At 37.9% G+C, this 20721-nt stretch carries 21 protein-coding genes and 2 pseudogenes; 7 read left to right on the top strand and 16 right to left on the bottom strand.

Annotated features, from left to right (window positions below; translation table 11 throughout):
- Positions 1–108: 108 nt before the first annotated feature.
- The 5 genes from FNK51_RS21590 to FNK51_RS21570 all read right to left on the bottom strand — a co-directional run bounded on the left by FNK51_RS21590 (position 109) and on the right by FNK51_RS21570 (position 4751).
- On the bottom strand, positions 109–1986 hold the full coding sequence (locus FNK51_RS21590) for an ABC-F family ATP-binding cassette domain-containing protein (RefSeq protein ID WP_141994638.1): 1878 nt from the start codon (positions 1984–1986) through the stop codon (positions 109–111).
- Positions 1983–2627 carry an HD domain-containing protein gene (locus FNK51_RS21585; RefSeq protein ID WP_141994637.1) on the bottom strand — a complete coding sequence of 215 codons (645 nt, stop codon included), beginning with the start codon at positions 2625–2627 and terminating at the stop codon, positions 1983–1985. The genes FNK51_RS21590 and FNK51_RS21585 overlap by 4 nt, the downstream gene beginning before the upstream one ends.
- Positions 2628–2680: 53 nt before the next feature.
- Complete coding sequence (locus FNK51_RS21580) at positions 2681–3526, bottom strand: DegV family protein (protein ID WP_141994636.1); 846 nt, start codon at positions 3524–3526, stop codon at positions 2681–2683.
- A 137-nt stretch (positions 3527–3663) separates the two neighbouring features.
- Complete coding sequence (locus tag FNK51_RS21575; protein ID WP_098369309.1) at positions 3664–4140, bottom strand: glutathione peroxidase; 477 nt, start codon at positions 4138–4140, stop codon at positions 3664–3666.
- A gap of 77 nt (positions 4141–4217) precedes the next feature.
- Positions 4218–4751: a hypothetical protein gene (locus FNK51_RS21570; RefSeq protein ID WP_141994635.1), complete on the bottom strand. Its 534-nt coding sequence runs from the start codon at positions 4749–4751 to the stop codon at positions 4218–4220.
- Positions 4752–4919: 168 nt separating this feature from the next.
- Here FNK51_RS21570 and metA point away from each other — a divergent pair, with 168 nt between their 5' ends.
- Positions 4920–5828 (top strand): homoserine O-acetyltransferase MetA, encoded by a 909-nt coding sequence (metA, locus tag FNK51_RS21565; RefSeq protein WP_098369307.1) that lies wholly within the window; start codon positions 4920–4922, stop codon positions 5826–5828.
- 106 nt (positions 5829–5934) lie between these two features.
- Here metA and FNK51_RS21560 read toward each other — a convergent pair whose 3' ends face one another.
- The 4 genes from FNK51_RS21560 to FNK51_RS21545 form a co-directional block, all read right to left on the bottom strand.
- Positions 5935–6630 carry an AIM24 family protein gene (locus tag FNK51_RS21560; protein ID WP_141994634.1) on the bottom strand — a complete coding sequence of 232 codons (696 nt, stop codon included), beginning with the start codon at positions 6628–6630 and terminating at the stop codon, positions 5935–5937.
- Positions 6630–7325 (bottom strand): class I SAM-dependent methyltransferase, encoded by a 696-nt coding sequence (locus tag FNK51_RS21555; RefSeq protein ID WP_098369305.1) that lies wholly within the window; start codon positions 7323–7325, stop codon positions 6630–6632. The genes FNK51_RS21560 and FNK51_RS21555 overlap by 1 nt, the downstream gene beginning before the upstream one ends.
- 181 nt (positions 7326–7506) lie before the next feature.
- Positions 7507–7935 (bottom strand): transcriptional regulator MntR, encoded by a 429-nt coding sequence (mntR, locus tag FNK51_RS21550; protein WP_063234342.1) that lies wholly within the window; start codon positions 7933–7935, stop codon positions 7507–7509.
- Positions 7936–8037: 102 nt separating this feature from the next.
- On the bottom strand, positions 8038–10212 hold the full coding sequence (locus tag FNK51_RS21545) for a DNA topoisomerase III (protein WP_141994633.1): 2175 nt from the start codon (positions 10210–10212) through the stop codon (positions 8038–8040).
- Positions 10213–10832: 620 nt separating this feature from the next.
- On the opposite strand from FNK51_RS21545, the gene FNK51_RS21540 reads away from it, so the two are divergent.
- From FNK51_RS21540 to FNK51_RS27590, 4 genes are all read left to right on the top strand, one after another.
- Positions 10833–11564, top strand: a complete 732-nt coding sequence (locus FNK51_RS21540) for an IclR family transcriptional regulator (protein WP_141994632.1) — start codon at positions 10833–10835, stop codon at positions 11562–11564.
- A 44-nt stretch (positions 11565–11608) separates the two neighbouring features.
- Complete coding sequence (locus FNK51_RS21535) at positions 11609–12787, top strand: MFS transporter (RefSeq protein WP_141994631.1); 1179 nt, start codon at positions 11609–11611, stop codon at positions 12785–12787.
- 14 nt (positions 12788–12801) lie between these two features.
- Positions 12802–13257 (top strand): heme-degrading domain-containing protein, encoded by a 456-nt coding sequence (locus FNK51_RS21530; protein ID WP_141994630.1) that lies wholly within the window; start codon positions 12802–12804, stop codon positions 13255–13257.
- A 79-nt stretch (positions 13258–13336) separates the two neighbouring features.
- Positions 13337–13570 carry an antibiotic biosynthesis monooxygenase family protein gene (locus tag FNK51_RS27590; protein ID WP_141994682.1) on the top strand — a complete coding sequence of 78 codons (234 nt, stop codon included), beginning with the start codon at positions 13337–13339 and terminating at the stop codon, positions 13568–13570.
- A gap of 622 nt (positions 13571–14192) precedes the next feature.
- Here FNK51_RS27590 and FNK51_RS21520 read toward each other — a convergent pair.
- A pseudogene (locus FNK51_RS21520) lies at positions 14193–14636 on the bottom strand (transposase); the annotation flags it as partial.
- Between FNK51_RS21520 and FNK51_RS27810 the strand changes: the two are divergent.
- Both FNK51_RS27810 and FNK51_RS21515 read left to right on the top strand, forming a co-directional pair.
- Positions 14634–14708 (top strand): annotated as a pseudogene (locus FNK51_RS27810) (DinB family protein); the annotation flags it as partial. The pseudogenes FNK51_RS21520 and FNK51_RS27810 overlap by 3 nt on opposite strands.
- A 189-nt stretch (positions 14709–14897) precedes the next feature.
- Complete coding sequence (locus FNK51_RS21515) at positions 14898–15353, top strand: YfmQ family protein (protein WP_141994629.1); 456 nt, start codon at positions 14898–14900, stop codon at positions 15351–15353.
- Positions 15354–16081: 728 nt separating this feature from the next.
- Here the strand turns inward: FNK51_RS21515 and FNK51_RS21510 are convergent.
- The 6 genes from FNK51_RS21510 to FNK51_RS21495 all read right to left on the bottom strand — a co-directional run bounded on the left by FNK51_RS21510 (position 16082) and on the right by FNK51_RS21495 (position 20625).
- Entirely contained in the window at positions 16082–16504 is a 423-nt protein-coding gene (locus FNK51_RS21510) for a DUF3995 domain-containing protein (RefSeq protein ID WP_141994628.1), read from the bottom strand.
- A 90-nt stretch (positions 16505–16594) separates the two neighbouring features.
- Positions 16595–17119: a TetR/AcrR family transcriptional regulator gene (locus FNK51_RS21505; protein ID WP_141994627.1), complete on the bottom strand. Its 525-nt coding sequence runs from the start codon at positions 17117–17119 to the stop codon at positions 16595–16597.
- A gap of 406 nt (positions 17120–17525) precedes the next feature.
- Positions 17526–17699 carry a hypothetical protein gene (locus tag FNK51_RS26730; RefSeq protein WP_181762315.1) on the bottom strand — a complete coding sequence of 58 codons (174 nt, stop codon included), beginning with the start codon at positions 17697–17699 and terminating at the stop codon, positions 17526–17528.
- Positions 17700–18138: 439 nt separating this feature from the next.
- Positions 18139–19680 carry a multicopper oxidase family protein gene (locus FNK51_RS21500; RefSeq protein ID WP_141994626.1) on the bottom strand — a complete coding sequence of 514 codons (1542 nt, stop codon included), beginning with the start codon at positions 19678–19680 and terminating at the stop codon, positions 18139–18141.
- Positions 19681–20028: 348 nt separating this feature from the next.
- Positions 20029–20187 carry a hypothetical protein gene (locus FNK51_RS26725; RefSeq protein ID WP_157443972.1) on the bottom strand — a complete coding sequence of 53 codons (159 nt, stop codon included), beginning with the start codon at positions 20185–20187 and terminating at the stop codon, positions 20029–20031.
- Between the two features lie 276 nt (positions 20188–20463).
- On the bottom strand, positions 20464–20625 hold the full coding sequence (locus FNK51_RS21495; protein WP_286178813.1) for a hypothetical protein: 162 nt from the start codon (positions 20623–20625) through the stop codon (positions 20464–20466).
- Positions 20626–20721: the final 96 nt, after the last annotated feature.

Below are 20721 nucleotides of genomic sequence, written 5' to 3'. Positions count from 1 at the left end.
ACGTTTCCATGTACTAGATATTATCACATCGGCAACAGATTCTCATGCAATTGAGATTGGCTAAAAAAAGACCGGTCCAAGTTTGCTCCCTTGGACCGGTCATCCCGCTCATTCCTCTTCCAATTTTTCCGCTAAATACGTCCATCTTTCCATCAAATGGTCTAATTTATCCGTTAGTTCCTTTTCTTCTTCAAGCAGCAGGCGGACTTTTTCAAAATCGCTTCCCGCTGCTGACATTTCTGATGTTATGTCTTTCAGGCGCAACTCGACCCGTTCCATGTTCCCTTCTATCTCTTCCCATTCCTTACTTTCCGCATAAGTTAGTTTTTTCTTTTTCTTTTCGGTCCGGTTCATCTGAGGTTCTGGTGCTTTTACTGGCACGGCCTCTTCAGTCTTTTCTTCCAAGAACTCTGAATAACTGCCGTAATAGAAATCAATTTCAGCTTTATTCTTGAAAACAAGAAGCTGATGGCACGTCTTATCCAGGAAATACCTATCATGTGATACAGTAATGACTACACCTGAAAACGTTTCTAAATAATCCTCCAGAACGGTCAAGGTTTGCGTGTCCAAATCATTTGTCGGTTCATCCAAAAGCAAGACATTAGGTGCCGACATCAAAATATTAAGAAGATATAAACGCCTTTTCTCCCCTCCGGAAAGCTTGCGAATAGGCGTCCCATGAGAGCCCATTGGAAACAAGAACCTTTCAAGCATCTGCGCAGCCGATATGAAACTACCATCTTTAAGGGCGATTGAATCCGCCGTTTCCCGAATATACTCGATCATGCGCAAATTCTCATCCATATCGACGCTTTCTTGCGTATAGTACCCTATTTTCACGGTTTGCCCTTTTTCCAGGTTTCCTTCATCTATAGATTCCCGTCCGGCCAGGATATTTAACAAGGTTGATTTTCCACTGCCATTATTACCGACGATCCCAATTCGATCACCCGGTTTGAAGAGGAAGGAAAAATGGTTGATGATGGTTCGATCCCCGAAGGATTTAGAAACATCCTGCATCTCGAGTACCTTTTTCCCAAGGCGGGCACCGCTTAATTCCATTTCCAGGTTCTCTGTTTTCTGCTTATCCTTTACACCTGATTCCAATGTTTCGAAGCGTTGGATCCTGGCCTTTTGTTTCGTTGTACGGGCCTTTGCGCCTTTCCGGATCCAAGCCAGTTCTTTTTTGAATAGACTTTCCTTTTTCGATCTTTCAGCCGTTTCATTCTCTTCACGAATGGCCTTTGATTCTAAATAATCCGCATAGTTTCCTTTGTATTCGAAAAGCTGCGTTTGGGCAATTTCCCAAATCTTATTGGACACTCGATCAAGGAAATATCGATCATGGGTCACAAATAAAACGGACTTTTGATATTTCCCCAAATATTCTTCAAGCCAAGTGATGCTTTCAAAATCGAGATGGTTCGTCGGCTCATCCAAAATCAGTAAATCAGGGGTCTCAATCAAGGTTTTTGCCAGGGCCGCACGCTTTTTTTGGCCACCTGACAGTTCCCCCAATTTTCTTGAGTGATCAGGAAGACCAAGCTTGGTCAGTATCGTTCTGGCATTGGCACTTGTATCCCAGGCACCAAGCGTGTCCATATCCTGTTGCTGCTTTAACAAACGGTCCTGAATTACACTATTCTGTGGATCTACCTGGAGTTGAACGAGCGTCTTTTCATATTCCTTAATCAATGAAAATACAGGAGTTGAACTTTCATACATATATTCCATGATCGTCAAATTCTCATCAAAATGCGGATCTTGGGATAGATAGGAAATCGTGTAATCATTCGGATGATCCTTCGTTCCTAAATCACTGTCTTCCAAGCCTGCGATGATATTCAATAATGTCGATTTGCCGGTGCCGTTTATACCAACGATCCCGATTTTTTCCCCTTCGGTAATGGAAAAAGAGACATCTTTAAAAAGCAGCTTTTCCCCTTGGGTTTTCATTACATGTTCCATGCTAAAAACTTTCATAATCGTACATCCCATTCCTTATTAAATTCCTCTAAAAATCCAACCATATATTCATGCCTATCACTTGCAATCTTCTTGGCTGTACAAGTATTGAGCATATCTTGCAAACGCAATAATTTTTCATGAAAGTGATGAATGGATGAGCTTTTGCCACTCCTGTATTCCTTCTTGGTCATGTTTTCCCTTATGGGCAATGAAGGATCATACATAAGTTGTCCCTTTTTTCCGCCAAATGCAAATGTCCTGGCTATGCCAATGGCACCAATTGCATCCAAGCGGTCCGCATCCTGAACAATTTCAGCCTCGATCGAAGGAAGCTTCAACTGCCCTGCACTATATGAAATTGTATTGATGATCTGTTTGATGGCATCAACACTATCAATATCCAACTTTATTTCATCAAACCAAACGTCAAGCTTTTTCCAGCCTTCATCGGCTTCCTGGTTTAGTTTATCATCCGGGATATCATGAAGCAGAGCCGCCAATTCAATGATAAACTCATTTCCTTTTCGTTCTTCTTTTGCAATATGTAAAGCCAGCTTACGAACACGATCGATATGGAACCAATCATGGCCGCTGGCATCAGAATTCAATTGGTCATATACATACTTCTCCGTCAATTCAATCATCGTTTGTTTCATATCACCACTCCAAGTCCCTTCTATTTTACCATGGTTCTCAAAAATGGTGTGCTTTAATCTTCATTGAACCAACTGATCCCAATCGTCTGTTCACCGGTATGCACCCCGATGGCACTGCCCAGTGGGGATACATGGATCAACACATGAGGAAATTCTTCGGTAATCATCTTTTTCCATCTTTGTGCCTGCTCCGACACTGCACCATATAATATGGTGCATTCTTTTACTTTTCCCGCCTCGACTGATCTGCGAAAATCAGCGAAGATCTGTTTTTCCGCTTTTTTAAGGTTCCGAGGTTTAGATTTAGTATGAAGCACACCATTTTCGATTGAAATAATGGGTTTAAAGCTCAATAGGCTTCCTAGAATATACTGTGCGTTCGTTAACCTGCCGCTGCGATGAAGCTGATCTAAAGAACCAATTAATACATAGGTTTCCTGGTTATCCGCATACATTCTCGTTTTGACGAAAGCCTCATTGATGGAATCGCCATTATCAATATAATGCATGAGCCTTTTCAAGATTAATAGCATTGGAAAGGAAATAAGTAAAGTATCAAAAACGTCAACAGGGATCGAAACCATTTGTGCAGCTTGCCTGCTTGCGGAAACTGTCCCGCTCAATTCACTTGAAAGATGTACGGCTATGATTCGATCATAGCGTTTTTCAAGCTCCTTATATAACTCTTGGAATCTGCCGACCGAGGGCTGTGAAGTAGTGGCGGTGATTTTTTCCTCACTCATCCGCCGGTATAATTCCTCAGGTAATAGGTCGACACCATCTTCATATTCCTTCCCATCAATGATGACGACCATCGGAACGACGTATACGTGTTCATTCAATGATAATTCTTCGTCCAAAGTTCCCGTACTATCTATTACCCATGCAATTCGTTCCATGGTTTCCCCCCTCATTTGTGTCTTCCATTATATTCAACATCCCAACCATCTGTCCCATTTTAAATACGGATGCATATAAATATCTTACCTCAAAAAAAGAGCCCAACTGGAGCTTCCGTTGGACTCGATATCATTCTTCATAATAATTTTTTTATATCCTCTTCCATTTCCAGAGGTTTTGTTTTAGGTGCATACCGGCTCACTATATTTCCATTACGATCAATCAAGAACTTTGTAAAATTCCATTTTATCGATTTGGACCCCATCACTCCAGGAGCATTTTCAGTCAGGTAGCTGAATAAGGGATGGGCTTCCTTGCCATTGACATTCACTTTTGCAAACATCGGGAATGTTATACCATGATTCAATTTGCAGTATGAGTCGATTTCCAGATCATCACCAGGCTCCTGATTCAAAAACTGATTACAAGGAAAACCAAGCACGACTACCCCATCCTCTTTATATCGCACATACAGGCTTTGCAAATCATCATACTGTGGCGAAAAACCGCATTTGCTTGCGGTATTCACTATAATCATCACTTTCCCTCTATATTCCTCAAGCGAGATGGTTTCGCCATTGATTTTATTGACTTCAAATTCGTAAATGGACATGTATGATCTCTCCCTTTAGTATGATGATTCATTTTACCGTATTTAAAGGTAGGTTTACCAACTTTTATCCTTTCCTTTCATCCCTGAATCTTCACTGCTTGTATGGATTGAATCAAATACTCTACCATGTCTTCCAAATCATCCATTTGTTCTTCTTTTACAAGCCTTCCAAATGAAACTTTATATATAGAAGAAGTAACGTGTTGCATTTTTTTACTCACCGTATCGCTGGTCGTCACTGTAATGATCCTCTGATCTCCCCAAATTTTTTCCAGTTCATTCAACAATTGTTCAGCATTCACTTCATCCAGCTTTTTGGGAAAAGTAATGAAAATATCGACTGTGCAGCCCGAATGAGTTTCATCAATAGCTGCATCGAGTAACTCCGAACTTAAGTTCTTGAGTGAAGCCTGTAACTCAATCGCACCGCTAATCGAAATAGGCGCGTTTGGTTTTTTCAGTTCCATCTCAATCTTATATGATCTGGACATAGTCGAGAGATTAACTATATCATCACGTTTTATGACCAATATATCTCCAATGAAGTCACGATCGTAAACCGCTCCTTCCAAAACCACTTTCATGTTCTCAAATGCTGTAGGATCAAACAATCTCCAAACACCTCTCCAACTTCATAGTTTATGTATTCATGAACTTCCCATTTTACCATTCCCAGGCCATTTCCTTCGGGATTTACAAGAAATTATTAAAATAGCTTTTCTATTCAATAATTTTCTATATAATTAAAATATTATGATTTTTGAAGAAGGAGGCTAATCATGCCAATCAGAATTCCGGAACAACTGCCAGCAAGGGAAATTTTAGAACAGGAAAATATCTTCGTAATGGATGAGGAAAGAGCTACCAATCAGGAAATCCGTCCATTGAATATATTAATATTAAACCTAATGCCAGAGAAAGAAAAAACGGAGGCCCAGTTACTGCGCTTTCTTGGCAATACTCCGATTCAAGTAAATATATCATTCCTGCGCTTGAGCACACATGAATCAAAAAACACAAGTAAATTTCATTTAGATCAATTTTATAAATCATTTAATGATATCCGCACGAAGAAGTATGACGGCTTGATAATTACAGGTGCTCCAGTAGAAAAGCTGGAATTTTCAGATGTTAATTATTGGGAAGAACTGCAGAGTATCATGAACTGGTCAAGTGAAAATGTCACATCCACCCTACATATTTGTTGGGGGGCACAAGCTGCCCTGTACCATCATTATGGAATAGGCAAATACGAACTTCCAGAGAAATGCTTCGGGATATACACCCATGAGGTCCTTGAACCGAATGAAAATCTAGTCCGCGGATTCGATGATTATTTTATGGCCCCTCATTCTCGCCATACGGATATTGACTATCAAAAATTAGTTAACCATCCAGAACTGAAGGTTCTCGCACAGTCCGATCAAGCTGGTGTATTGATTGCTGCTTCAGTTGATGGAAAAAGAATTATGGTTACCGGCCATTTTGAGTATGATGCCGATACCCTTGGTGAAGAATACAAGCGCGATAGGGAGCGTGGAATCAATACGCAACTCCCTGAAAATTACTTTCCTGATAACGATCCGACCAAGGTACCACTTCACCGCTGGAAGAGCCATTGCAGCCTGATGTTCTCGAATTGGCTGAACTATTATGTCTACCAATCAACCCCTTATGAGTGGGATTGAAAGGGTAAGAAAAAAGAAGCTTTCACGTTTAAGTGAATCGTTTTTTGGTCAGCCACTTCCGATTATCATGGGAAACAACCTGAGTTTCTGACTCAGGTTGTTTGTTTCATGATTCCTTATTGCCGAAATAAACCTCTTCAAAAGGTTGGACGACCACAAATCCTTGACCTTCGAATTTCATTTGAACGGATTCTCCGCTTCCCCTACCAAAAAACGACTTCAGTGAAACATCCGTTACGAATTCAGGCTGCAATTCCCCAGACCAAGCCACTGTGGCATTCGGGTCAGTATAGACTGGATTCCCATGTTCCACCATTAAAGTAAGCGGCTCATAATGGGAAGTGAATGCGACCATGCCTCTCCCCTCGAGCCTTACGTTGAACAATCCCCCCGCCAATAATCCGGCAATGCGCCGCATCATTTTTATATCCCATTGAATCCCCGGCTCAAATGCAAGTAAATCATTTCCGTTAACACAGATCGATTCCCCATTTAACTGTAAAATGGAAATCTTCTTTCCTTGATCCGCGACGTATAGCTTTCCGCTTCCAGTCGCTTTCATCAAAGATGCACCCTCACCTGTCAAAGCCTTTTTGAAGAGCTTACCAAGACCATGCTCCAAGATACCTTCCCGTTCGAATTTAATATGTCCGCGATAAGAAACCATCGTCCCCATTTTTGCCCAGATCTGCTGTTCCAAATTAATCTCCAGGATTCGTTCCGTTTCAAGTTCGAATAAACCTTGCCCTTTATCCTGCTGTTTCGTCTTTTCAACAAATTGATCGATTTGATACTTCTCCATCACTGCCCCACCTCTTTTTGAAGGAGGAAAAGCCACATGAACGATACAGCTTGCTTTAACTCCTTTGAAAAATGCCCCAGTTTTGTATAGTCCACCCCTCTCTTTGCAACACCGGTATCAGCCACTGCCTTCCATCCGGTTTCTAAAGCCATTTTTTCAAATTCCCAAGGCTGCATTGTATTCATGATGACTTTATCTCCTAATAACCGTTGAAAACTGAATTTTTTTCGTGGTTCAGCTGTTGGACCAAGTATACCAAAACAGGCATAACCGCCAGGCTTTATTACCCGTTGAATTTCCTTCATCACCGTTAATGGTTCACCCGTATATTCCAAAGAATTAATGACCATTGCCGCATCCAGTTCTTCATCTTTGAATGGAAGATTATAAAAATCCCCTTGCAGGAAAGAAAGTTCTGGTTGTTGAGCGGTTTTCCCCTTTGCAAATTCAATCATCACATTGGATAAATCAACTCCGGTTACTTCAAATCCCGCTTCGGCCAATTTCAAGGAACCAACTCCATCTCCACAGCCAATGTCAGCCACCTTCACTTTCGAAGGTACATATTCAGAAAAGAAAGGAATAATGTTTTTCCGGCTCCCCGTTTCCCACATTTCTTGCGAATTCTTCACCCACATAGGTGCAAAAACATCCCATTCCTTTTTCGATTCTTTATGCCATGTATGTAAATTCATCAGAAATTCCCCCTCCTAATTAAGCAAGTTCCTACTATATTAAAAACACTCAGTTTCCAGAATCAAAATAACGGGGCTTCTTTATAGCTATTCTGCTCAAAATTAAAAAATCCTCTTTTATAACTTCGTTCAGGAATACAGATGATTTTCAAATACATAAAAAAAAACTGCCAGCGGCAGCTTATTTTGAATTTTCTTCATTTCTTTTTTGTATCTTTCGTAAATCCTCGACACGGTCAGGAGATTCTTCAAAGAATTCAACCAGGTCTCCAATCCTATCGATGGCATTCCAGCTAAGGTGGTGTTCGATCCCCTCTACATCATGATAAATATTTTCTTCCTTGACCCCAATCAACCTTAGCATCTGTTCTAAAAGTTCATGCCGGTATACGAGCCTTTTACCAACTTTTTTCCCATTTGCAGTTAAAACGAGACCTCGGTACTTTTCATATATCAAATATTTTTCTTGATCAAGTTTTTGAACCATTTTTGTAACTGAAGAAGGGTGGACGGAAAGATTTTCGGCAATATCGGAAACTCTTGCATATCCTTTTTCTTCAATAAGTAAATAAATTTGTTCTATGTAATCCTCCATGCTCGGTGTAGGCATTCGGAATCCTCCCATTCAAACGCATATCTAAAAATTTTACTATATAAACGACCCTGAAACAAGATGATATAAGTCTCAGGGCGCCTTTAATGATGTTTCTTCTCAAGTTTGCTTGACGTTTTGTTCTGTTGGGAATGTAAAACTGATCTTCTTTTCAGAGTCGGACCAAGATAATATGGCATCAAAGGTCTTTTCCCCTTTTTTAAAACCGCTTATCAAATCCGTTTCACCGCTCGCCAACAGCTTTTTTATATTTGCTTGACTAATTTTCTTATTAAGGATTTTTTTGGAGATTGTAAAGTTACACTTTGTTTTTTGATAACTTACACATCCATAGAATTCCCCTTTATCGACAATCTTAGAACCGCATAGTTTACAGCTGCCCACAGATGCTGAACTTCTCTTATTAGGGCCGCTCCGTTGAATCGACTCGGTGTCCAGCCCTTGAAAATCCCAGCTTTCCGATGATTCCACGGCATCACTGATTATTTTTGCTGACATCTTTTTAACAGCTTCCATAAATCCGCCAGCGGATGCCTTCCCTTCCCCGATTTCTCTTAAACGCTGTTCCCATTTGGCAGTCATCTCGGGTGAAGCCAGGATTTTCTCCCCAATCGCGGTAATCAGCACTTTCCCTTTATCTGTCGCAAATACCTGATTTTTTTTTACATTGATGTATTTACGGTCTTTGAGCATGGTAATGATGCCAGCCCGGGTTGCTTCGGTTCCAAGACCCTCGGTTTTCATCAGCACCTTTTCTAACTCTTCATTATCCAGATGCTTTCCGGCAGTCTTCATCAAAGTGATCAGCTGACCTTCTGTATAGCGCTTAGGAGGCTGGGTTTTTCCTTCTTTCACCTTTATATTGGCGACCTTTCCAGAATCCCCTTTTGAGACGGACGGCAAAATGACATCATCGTCTTCCTTGTCATTTTGGAAAATCACTTTGCGCCATCCCTCTTGAATCTGCTGCTTTCCTTTAGAAATGAATTCGGCACGCTTATCGACAAGCGTTTTAATGGTGGTGTAATCGAAAATGGCTTTCTCATAATGGGCCGCAATCAAGCGGCGTACCACCAAGTCATAAATATTCCGTTCTTCAGCGGAAAGCCGCTTTGGATCGGTTACCTGCTCCGTCGGGATGATGGCATAGTGATCAGTCACTTTCTTTTCATTTACAAACCGTTTATTATTCATGATGTTCGGTTGTGGCAAGGGAAACAGGGATTCATATTCCGAAAATCCGCTTAGTTTTTGCAAAATATCGGGAAATGTTTCGGCTTCCCCCTCCGTCACATAATTGGAATCTGAACGAGGATAAGAAACGATCCCTTTTTGATATAAACTTTGTACTATATCAAGCGTCTGTTTCGGCGAATATTTATAAATCTTGTTCACTGTCGCTTGCAATGACGAGAGATTAAATAACAAAGGCGGCTGAAATTCTTTCCTTTCTGTATCCATTTCAGCTATTTCAGCTTCCTTACCCTTGCAAAAAGCGGCAATTTTATCCGCCATTTCTTTTGTCTTGATTCTCGGATCATTGTTCTGTTGCCATTTTCCCTGATATTTCTTTCCATCCATCTTGAAGTCAGCGAACACTTCCCAGAACGGTTCAGACTTGAATTGCTCAATTTCCATTTCCCGCTTCACAATCAAGGCGAGAGTCGGTGTCTGAACCCTTCCAGCTGAAAACACATCCGAAACGCCCCTTTGTTTCAATAAAATACTATACGCTCTCGACGCATTCATTCCCACAACCCAGTCCGCGCAAGCTCTCGTATACGCTTCATAATAGAGCGGCCTGGTTTTTTCCTCACTCTTCAGATTTTGGAATCCCTCATAAATCGCTTTTGGAGTCAAAGAGGAAATCCATAACCGTTTCATCGGTTTATTGACATTGCATAGATTAACGATATTGCGGACAATCAATTCTCCTTCACGCCCGGCATCACCTGCATGAATGATTTCATCGACTTCCGTTTTCCTAAGCAAAGTCTTCACAACATTGAATTGCTTTGCCTTTTGTCGGGTCACTTCATATTGAAATTTCTCAGGAATCATCGGCAACGTTTCCATCGACCATTTTTTCCATTTTGAATGATAGGTTTCCGGCGAAACGAGTTGACATAAATGACCGACGGCCCAAGTTACATAAGCTCCATCGGGAAAAAGTTCATTCGGCATGATTTCTATATAGCCTTGCTGTTTCTTCGTTTTAAATTGAGCCGCTAGCGTTGAACCTTGATCTGGTTTCTCCGCAATGATTAGCTTCATGTTCATCTTCACCTAATCCGTTAAAAAATATCTTCCCCTATCATTATACCTTAATTATCACAATCGGCTAGATATGACTTCGTTTTTACTGAACTGTTCTATAGGAAACATTAAATGATTGCTTAACTTCGGTGAATAGTGAGGTTTTCAGGCAGATGATAAACCTGTCTTAATATAGGAGGATTAATAGGTAAAAAAAAGCTTCACTATTGGAGGGTCAGTATAGATTAGGGGGAATCGGAGTATATACAAAAGAAACAAGCGCGATGTTAAAAGTCGCCCATAGCTTTTCACTGTTTAGTTATTTATTGATATTATTCATACAAAAGCTAAAGGTATAGGTACTTCGTTTATCTTCCATTCTCTCTATTCTCCTTTTTACTTCCTTGCCGAACTCTATATAATATATCCAATATCTACCGGAACTCCCACTATTCATATCCCATCAAGGGTGAATAATTCATTTTATATTTTGAATGCTAAATCTAATGAAGGAAAATGTTACTTAATACTATCGTTATTCAAAGGTTCTGTTTCAAATATAGAAACTTTTTCTCTTTTTTTGAATCTTATTTCTCAATATTTTATTATGAACAACGTACGAAAGAGAGGTGAATCCATTGAAGCAATACGAAGTAGCTACACTGAAAAAAGGACTTCTAATTTTAGATGCTTTGCAAGAAAAGGATATGACACTTCGTGAAGTTATACAAACATTCTCATTTAATAAATCAACGGCTTTTCGTTTGTTATATACCCTTGAAATAATGGGCTATGTCAAAAAAATTGATAATTCCTATAGTCTTACTAATAAGATGGGATCTTTATCCACTTCCTATAACTCAAAAGCAAATTGGTTATCGGTTCCACCTTTACATGAGTTGAGTAGCGAAGTTGGAGAAACAGCCTATGTTGGAATCCTTTATGGAACGGATGTAGTCACCGTACAAGTTGTTGACGGACCTCATTCTATGAGGGCACACTCAGAGGTTGGTGACCGGGCTCCTGTCCACTTAAGCGCTCTAGGAAAAGTCATATTAGCTTTTTTAGACAAAACCAAGCTCGAAAGAATCCTTAAAGAATTAACATTAGTGCAAAATACAAAAAATACATTTGCAGACTTGCATTTATTAAAAGAACACCTAAAGGTCATTCGTAAGCAAGGATACGCAGTAGATGACGAAGAGACAGAAATAGGTTTACGCTGTATTGCTGCTCCTGTCATCTTTGAGGGAAATATGATTTCAGCAGTTGCGATAGCTGGTCCAGCCCTTCGGTTGAATAAAAAATTAGATAAAGCTTTAAGTAAAAAACTTATTCAATGTAGTTCGCGTATATCGAAAATGCTTTGATGGAAAACACCCTAAAATTTGAGGAGGGGGAATAGATTAAAGAGATGTCAACAAAAGTATACATTGCATTATTTTCTTTGGCCATTAGTGCTTTTGCCATTGGAACAACTGAGTTCGTCATTGTAGGCTTACTTCAAACAGTTGCTGATGATCTATCTATTTCGGTGACAAAAGCTGGCGCTTTAATTTCTGGTTATGCAGTAGCAATAGCTGTTGGAACTCCAATTGTAATAGCTATTACAGGGCGTATTCCGAAAAAAGGATTTTTACTAATCTTAATGATTGTTTTCATTTTAGGTAACGCAGTTTCGGCCATTGCAGAAACATATGAAGTATTAATTATCTCACGAGTTATTACTGCTATCGCACATGGTGTATTTTTTGCAATTGCAGCTACAGTTGCTGCCGATATCGTACCAGAAAACAAAAAAGGAACAGCTATTTCAATTATGTTTACCGGATTAACAGTAGCAACCATAGCTGGTGTTCCAATGGGGACTTATATCGGACAACAGTTTGGTTGGCGCGCTACATTTGGTGTGGTAGCTGTACTCGGCATTATTGGGCTAATCGTAAATGTATTTGCCGTTGATAAAGTGAATAGACAAACAAATCCTCCTACTCTTAAAGATGTAGGGCAACTTGTGAAAAATGAACGAATTCTACTGGCACTATTAATGACCGCATTAGGTTTTGGTGGAACTTTTTCGTTATTTACCTACCTCGCTCCTATACTGGAAAAAATCAGTGGGTACTCAGCTGGATCTATTTCATTGCTGCTTTTAGTTTATGGAGTTGCCGTTGCCATTGGAAATATAGTAGGTGGGAAAATGGCCAATCAGCATCCAGTTAAATCATTACGCTTCGTCTTTTTACTCCAAGGTATCGTACTTTTATTACAAATGATATTACTACCTAATAAAGGTTTAAGTATTTTATCTATTATTTTGTTAGGTTTATTTGCATTTATGATGTCTCCAGGAGTTCAAGCGTACATTGTAACGCTTGCTGAAAAATTGGTTCCTTCTGCAATAGATATTGCATCTGCACTAAATATATCAGCCTTTAATGTAGGGATCGCTGCAGGATCTACCTTTGGTGGATTAGCAGTAGACTATTTAACGTATTTAGATACGGCATGGATTGGTGCCATTATGGTGGCATTCGCATTTCTTCTATCCGTACTGAATTATAAATTAGATAAAAAACAAAAATTATTTTAAGGGAGAGTTTATTTATGAACTTACAACAACTAGAAAACGTAGAAAAGGAATTACAATTTGAAACATTTACAAATGAAGATGCTCTAAATCTTGGTATGACATTAATTAATTATGCCAAAGAAAATAACAAAGCAGTAGCTATTCATATTGAGCGTAATCGAGTACCTTTATTCACCCATCTAATGGATGGTACTTCTGAAGAAAATGTATTTTGGCTATATCGAAAAAAACGCGTAGTGGATCATTACAACAGAAGCTCACATTATATTGGAGCAAGATTCGAAAAGCAAGGAACGCCCCATGATGAAAGCTCTCTTCTTCAATCATCTGATTATCAAGCTATAGGCGGATCTTTCCCTATACGTATTAAAGACATAGGCGTAATTGGGAGTGTAACAGTAGCAGGGCTTACACCTCAACTTGATCACGATTATGCTGTCGAGGGAGTAAAACGTTTCTTAAAAAAATAAGGAGTTTATAAACAAATGGTTGTCGAACATGCCATGTTATTCATCAAAGAAGAGTTAGTGGAGGAATTTATACAGAAAAATTAACGAAGCATTCCCTATCTTAAGCAGTTCTGAGGGGTACTTATCTCACAAACTGCTTCGAAATAAAGAGAATCCAACTCATTTTTTACTCGTTGTTAATTGGAATAGCTTAGAAGACCATATTGATGGCTTTGTAGGGAGTGCTAAATTCAAGAAATGGGACTCTATGCTCAGATACTTCTTTAATAGTTATCCAAAAATCTTGCACTATACAGAACTAAAATATGATTAATCAACAGGTACCTGTCAAGTATACAGTTATAAAAGACTGCCTTTATGAGGCATGAGTTCGGTATTCAATCGGACTCATGCCTCATTTGTTTTGTATGTCAAAAAGTTTTAAACAGTAGCTGAATGCTCTTAAACTTTTCCACCGAGACCAATGATTTAAATAATATAAACAAAAAAAATTTTTAAAAAAAACATTCAACAATCTGGCCCAATTGTTGAACAAAGATCAAAACGCACTCTTGAACTAACCTCCCTCTATAAACATTGATGTATCAACGGTTTGCACCACTCGGTGTATTAGGGTAATTATTTTTTCATTCCACTTTTAAACAGAGTATTGAAATTCTGGTTTTTATTACTAAATTGAGCATACGCTTCGCTAAAACTAATGGAAATCATCAGCTATTTTCTCCACTATGTGATGCACAATAGATCTCTGCGAAACTTATGATGACGTACCCTCCCATGTCTCTTAGCGTCATTTGCGCTTACATTCCTTCGTTCGGTCTATTCATAAGGCAGAGGCCTGCTTAAGCTGCCCCGGGGACTCTTGGTCTTAGTTTAGTAATGTTGCTGGCTTCTCCGTGTCATCCTTCTTGTTATAAATCGATAGTTAGAAATGCTTACGCTTCCTCTGAGAGGCAGTAGAGATCCTTCATCATATTCTGCTCATTAAAATGGACTTTCTTTTTACAAATACCATGCAATACTTTCAACAATTTACCACAGAGTACCACCATCGATTGCTTTCCGCGTAAGGGATTTTGTTGGCGTGTTGTGTAATATTCATGAAGCTGCTTAAACCCCTCGTTGTGACGAATGAGTGGTACTATTACTTTGAAAAGAATATATCTAAGTCGCTTTCTTCCTCGTTTGGAGATATGTTTTTGTCCCTTATGTTGACCAGATGAGTTTTCACGTAATGTTAATCCCGCTAGTTTAATCAATTGGCGTGGATTTTCATAAAGTGAAAAGCTTCCAACTTCTGAAAGCAAATCAACAATGGTTGCATCTCCTAATCCAGGAACTGAAGCCAGCAGCTCATATTCCATAGTTGTTTGGGCCATTTAGGAGAAATTGTACTGATTCGCAGATTATTTAGTGCTTGGCCACCGCCAACAGGCGGATATCCGGTCTAAACAAGGTTATGTGTTGAACCCCCTTTCCTTTGCGGAAGCAACCCCTGTCCGTTAGTTTATATCGCACGGCCCAAAAGGAAAACGTTACGAGAATGGACATATTTTCGAAGAAAAAATGTCCATTCTTTTGGTAATATAGAGGCAGCTGTTTATAATGAGGCATTTATAACATACGGAGATGATGAAAAAATGACAGGACCCGTTTTAATTTTGACCATTATTTTAACGATATTTAAACTAGTTGTTACCTGCCTTCCAACCGATGTCGTCAATTGGCTTTTGAATAAATTTAAGATGCATCCAACACTTAGTGACGGGAATACCGTGATCACGATGGACGGAAAACGATTGGAAGGGGAAGAGAAGTACCAAGTGATTCAGGATGTTAACCACGCGATGGTTTTGAAGAAAAATCATATATTTCCTGGAAACGATTCCTTGTTTTTACAGCCAAAGAGCGGTGTGAAGCCATTGGTCATCGATACGAAAAAAGGCAAAAAGGATATTCGGTTATTGGTGTTCGTGTACGGCGACCATGTGGATGTCGTAAAACAGGACAAGAAGAAGCTTGTGGCATATAGCATGCGTTCCGAAAGCCTCCAAGACCGTTCGATGATGAAAGGAATAGATGTAAAAGAAGCATAAAAGGAAGAAAAATGAAAAACCACACCATGATGTGTGGTTTTTTGATAGGGAATTATTTATTTTCTGACACGACTTCTTCTTCTCTTATGAGGATGCCTTCATTTTTTGCTCGCTCATATAGATCGCGGTCTTGATAATCAATGACCCTTTTCTAGTACGACGCACACTTTAGCTGAACAAGGGAATTTTTTTTTACTTGATTTGAATGTATGATAATGTAAAGAATCGCACGTTCAAAAGGCAGCCAAATGGCTGCCTTCTTATGACGCTAACGCACCCGTTAGTTTAAGTAGAAACCTTCACAATCTCAATAGAGTAGAAACTATTGAGAGACATTCAAAGTACCTCTAAATTAGGCTTTATAATGTCTAATAAGACTTATATCAAAATGCGTTGTAAATGCGCATTTTCCTGACTCTACCCTGACGATACCCCTATAAGTGTTGTTTTTTCCTTCTACCCATTGCCCTGTAAAATTATCACGAATATCTACCAAATCTTCCAACTTTCATATTGTGAAATTTTGCTATTCCGTAATTGTAGCTTTTAAATAAAGGTTAATCAAATATATCTCGAAAACCAAAATTTTACGATAAATAAAAAGAATCTATTTTGAAAAAAGATCGATCAAAATAGATTCTTATTCAGTATATTTAAGTTTGGTCTTTATAAAAAAGTTCAATCACTTTCAAAGTATCAGAGTTTATTCTCGACAACTATAACTCATATTAAAACAATAGAATGATATAGACAAAGCAAAAGAATAAACATAATGGACTATAGAACCAAGTATCGTATCTAGCAAACTGAGAATGTTTAATTTTTTTAAAAAATCCAACAAACTTAAAATCACCAATTGCCCTAATAATGAAAACTAAAGCACAAACAATACTTCCGATTTTAGAAAAACTATTTGCTTGGAACCCCTGCAAATAACCTCCTTGAACAACAATAATGAGACTAGCCATTAGAATAAGAATGGCTACGAATAATGTTCCCCATAATCTCGGAGTAAAAGCAGGTTTATGCTCTCCCTCTTTTACTGGGAGAACAGCGGCAGAACCCCATCGACCTCCAAAAGCCCAATAAATATGCAAAAAACTGATAAACCAAAGGAGCCCTACAGCTACTAATATTAATAGTAATTTCATTTATTCGCCCCCAATGTCGTAACTTCAAACAAAACATACACCACCGTATGTTATAGTGAAAATTTTGTCCCTTCAGGTTTTATAACCATATTAGGGACATTTATTATCGTTTATTAAAAACTCAACCATTTTATCAATATCAAAATTAGGATTTGCTTCAAACCTTGTCATCCAACCTACATACGTTAAATAGGCAAGTCTCGCTCGATCAATTGATTCATTTTCGTCTATACCGATTTTTTGATACAATTTTGCAACACAAGAAATTCTTTGTTCTTCCATATCTACTAAACGTGCTGCCACAACAGGATCATATTTAGCCCAAGTATAAATGCCAATCTCCATTTTTTTATCTCGATTAAAACTAAACTGTAATAGCTGTTCTAATGAGGCATCCTGTTGCTCCATACTTTGAACAATCAGTTTTGTTGCATGTATTTCCCAATAGTCGAGCATAGAATCTAAAAGCTCTTGATGGTCACGAAAATAGTGATAGAAGCTCCCTTTGCTTATTTTTAGCAATCGAGCAAGTGCTTCAATGCGAACTTTATGTATTCCTTCAACAGCTAATTGTTGTAATCCTGCTTTTATCCAATCTTCCCTCGTTAATTGCATGTCATCTCTCCAGTAAAATACGGTAGCGTATGTTTTACGTTAGATTACTACTATTCTCATTTTTTGTCAATTATTCATTCTAATTATTTTTATGAACTTTAATGTTGTTTTTGATCGTAATTGTAGCTTTGAAACAAAGTTTGATCAAATTAATACAAGAAACCTTGATATATGAATAAATAGAAAGGGCATGTTTTGAAAAAAGATTGATCAAAACATACCTTTATACTAATTAATTGGATTATTCTTATAAAAAAGATTGATCATTTTTGTGTTCCTTACGCAACTAACGCACCCGTTAGTTCTATAAGACTTATTGCAGAGTTGACACATACTGTGTCACAAAGTATTTACATAAAATCAAAAAATAACTGCTCCTCAAAGAACAGGAGCAGAAAAAAAGATGTTATTTCACAACTTTAAGAGGAACAAGTACTTTATTAAAAAAAGACGTTTCGAGCTTGGCTAACCAACCGTTTCCGTTTTCTCCATTAGCTACTTGAGCAGCGTGTTTTTTGTGAAATTCTGTTACCCGTTTATTATGCTCTTTATGCCATTGGTGCATAGAATTATGTTTCATTCTTATTGCCTCCTTTCCGTTTAATTATATTTCTAGAAAAGTTGAATAGAAAGTGCTTTTTATTCAACTTTTGAAAGAGAGGAAATCGATAAGTTAATAAATCTAAATATGCACAGTTCGTATACACTACGCTTGTTGAACTAACCTGCCGCTGATCAGCAGCTCCGTGACGGATGGAATGAAATGTGGTAGCCAACCCACGCATATCAGTTTGTATACCACCGTCAGCATTTTTGCCTTCGTGCCAAGTCTTTAAGGTTTTCCTTTTCAACTTTTAGGATTGTATCCATTTCTGAATGAAACCCCATTTAAAACCATTTGGGTGTGGTGGGTTGACAGTTTCGTTCATATCAGTTAAAGATAAGCATATCATTTATAAAAAATCTCCAACTCGAATGCTTGGAGATTAATCTATATTTAATTAGAGGGGTTTGCTTAATTAAATAACTTCAACTTGACCCATCATACCATTTTCTTCATGTTCAAGAATATGACAGTGGAACATATAGACACCTTTATTATTGAATTTCACTGCCAATTTTACTGTTTGTCCAGCTTCAACTCCAATGGAATCCTTCCATCCTTGTTGACTTATTGGTGGTTCTTTTCCATCGATTGAAACAATTTTGAATTGTGTACCATGAATATGGAATGGATGAGTCATACCACCCATCTTATCAGGCTTGTTATATATTTCCCAAATTTCTGTTTCACCTTGTTTTTGCGTGAAATCAATACGGTTCATATCAAATTGTTTTCCATTAATATATACCATTTTTCCCATACCGAATAGCTCCAGCTTTTTCGTAACAGGTAGATTTTTTTCCTCTTCTGTAACAACATAATCATTTAATGTTTCCGGAATCTCAATTGAGTTTGTTTTTTGTCCTTCGATTTTGAATGGTAATAAAATTGTATCCTCTTCATTTACAAGAGCAATGTCACTTTCTGCATTATATTTTGAAAAATCTACAATAATTTCTGCTCTTTCACCTGGAGTTAATGTAATTTCATTCATCTCATTTGGTTCATTCACCAAACCACCATCCGTTGCAATTTGTTGGAATGAATCTCCTGTATTTAATTTAAAAGTATAGTTACGCGCATTTGAGCCGTTCAATAAACGTAAACGAACTTTTTCTTTCCCAACGGTAAGTTTTGGATTCAACGTACCATTAATTAATAATGTATCTCCAATTGTACCATCTTCATTAAGAACAGCTTGGTAATCGAATTGTTTTTCCTCAGTAAATTGTCTATCTTGGAATACTACTGGAAAATCGTTTACCCCATATTCATCGGGTAACCTAAGTTTTTTAGAATTTTCATCCTCTACATAAATGAAACCTGCTAAACCTTTATATACTTGTTCTGCAGTGGCACCTACTGGATGTGGATGGAACCATAATGTCGCAGCACCTTGATTTACTGTAAATTCAACATCTTTAGCTTTACCAGGTTGTATTACTTGATGTGGTCCACCATCGCCTTCTCCAGGTATCTCGACTCCATGCCAGTGAAACGTTGTTGGTTCCGACATCTCATTCCCTGTTCTAAATGTTACTTTTTCACCTTTATTTATACGAATAACCGGTCCTAAGAATGAACCATTATATCCTAATGTTTCTGTTTGAACTCCTTTAAATATTTCAGTTGTTCCTTGTTGAGCAGTAATATCAACAATTCCATCCTTTGGTTCAACTAATGGCGGAAGTGCAAGTTCATTTTCTCCAGTAGAGTTATTTAATGCTAATTGATTTGTATGACTTGCATCGCCATTTTCCATATCCATACCTTCCATATTAGCCATATCTTCTTCAGTCATGTTGGAATGATCCATGCCTTCCATATCGGCCATTTCTTCTTCGGTCATGTTGGAATTGTCCATTGCATTTCCATCAGAATCTGAACCACTTGCACTACAGCCGCCAATGATGGCTGCACTTATTAATAATGTAAAAGTCCATAATTTCGATTTCATCTTACTTCCTCCCTCTGTTTATTACAAAAAAACTGTAACAAAAAAATATGCAAAAATTATGGAATTAATAAAATAAATTATAAATTTGGAGAATTGTTGATGAAAAATCCGTAGAATTCAAAAAGTATTCTGAAAATATCCCTAATCAAATACATTCCGTTACTACACAAACCCCGAGTATAAGTGAGTGTGAGGGGAAGTAGGAGAGAGTGAGTTAAGAGTAAGAGATGAAATGAGAAAAATGTCATTAGGACTAATCTTTGTTTATTTATATTTCTATGTATTTCTATCTACATAAAAAGACAGACTTACTTTATCGTAAGCTGTCTTTTTATTTAAAACGATTTTTTATTGTTCATGTTTCCAACTTGTAGATTGTCCTGAAGAAGGGCAACTAGGAAATTTTTGTCCTGCTGTTAATTCAACATGATCACCATCCGCGTCAATATAGTGACCTGTTTCCATAACTGATTCACCTGTTTTGTGAGAGTGTTGATGTTGTGTCATTAATATTTTCCTCCTATTAATGTGATAATGAAATTTCAACAAAATGAAATATCACCAATAGTTAGATTACCCTCAGAGCAGGTCATTATTCGAAGAATATTACAAAGGAACTGAAAAAGTTCCCAATAAACTTCGTTGATTGGTATTTTTAGAACACCTTTTGAATTTTAGGGAGTTATCACCAATACTTCACAAATTTATAGAATCAATTTACTTTTATTGGTAGTAACCCTATGGACTAGAACAGCTACCCTGTCATCAAGCCTTTAAAGCGTCTCAAATACACTTATCGAAAAATCGATTTCCATCAAGAATTGCCATGCCTTCCGTAATAATTTCTGCAAGCCTTTTGTGTGAGTTTGTTAACGTTCTGGAATCTATTACATTTGTTAACTTTCCAGATAATTCAGCACGATTTCGAGCCATTTTTGTATCCAAACGTGATTCCCCTTCCCTGTGTTTATTGCAATTTTCAATAAATTCATTTTACCATTTAAGATTTTATTGTTCTTTATTCCAAAAAGGAATTAATAA

Source organism: Bacillus sp. B4EP4a, from assembly GCF_006680105.1.
GTDB lineage: Bacteria > Bacillota > Bacilli > Bacillales > DSM-1321 > Peribacillus > Peribacillus simplex_E.
This window is presented reverse-complemented; position numbering and strand designations above follow the sequence as displayed.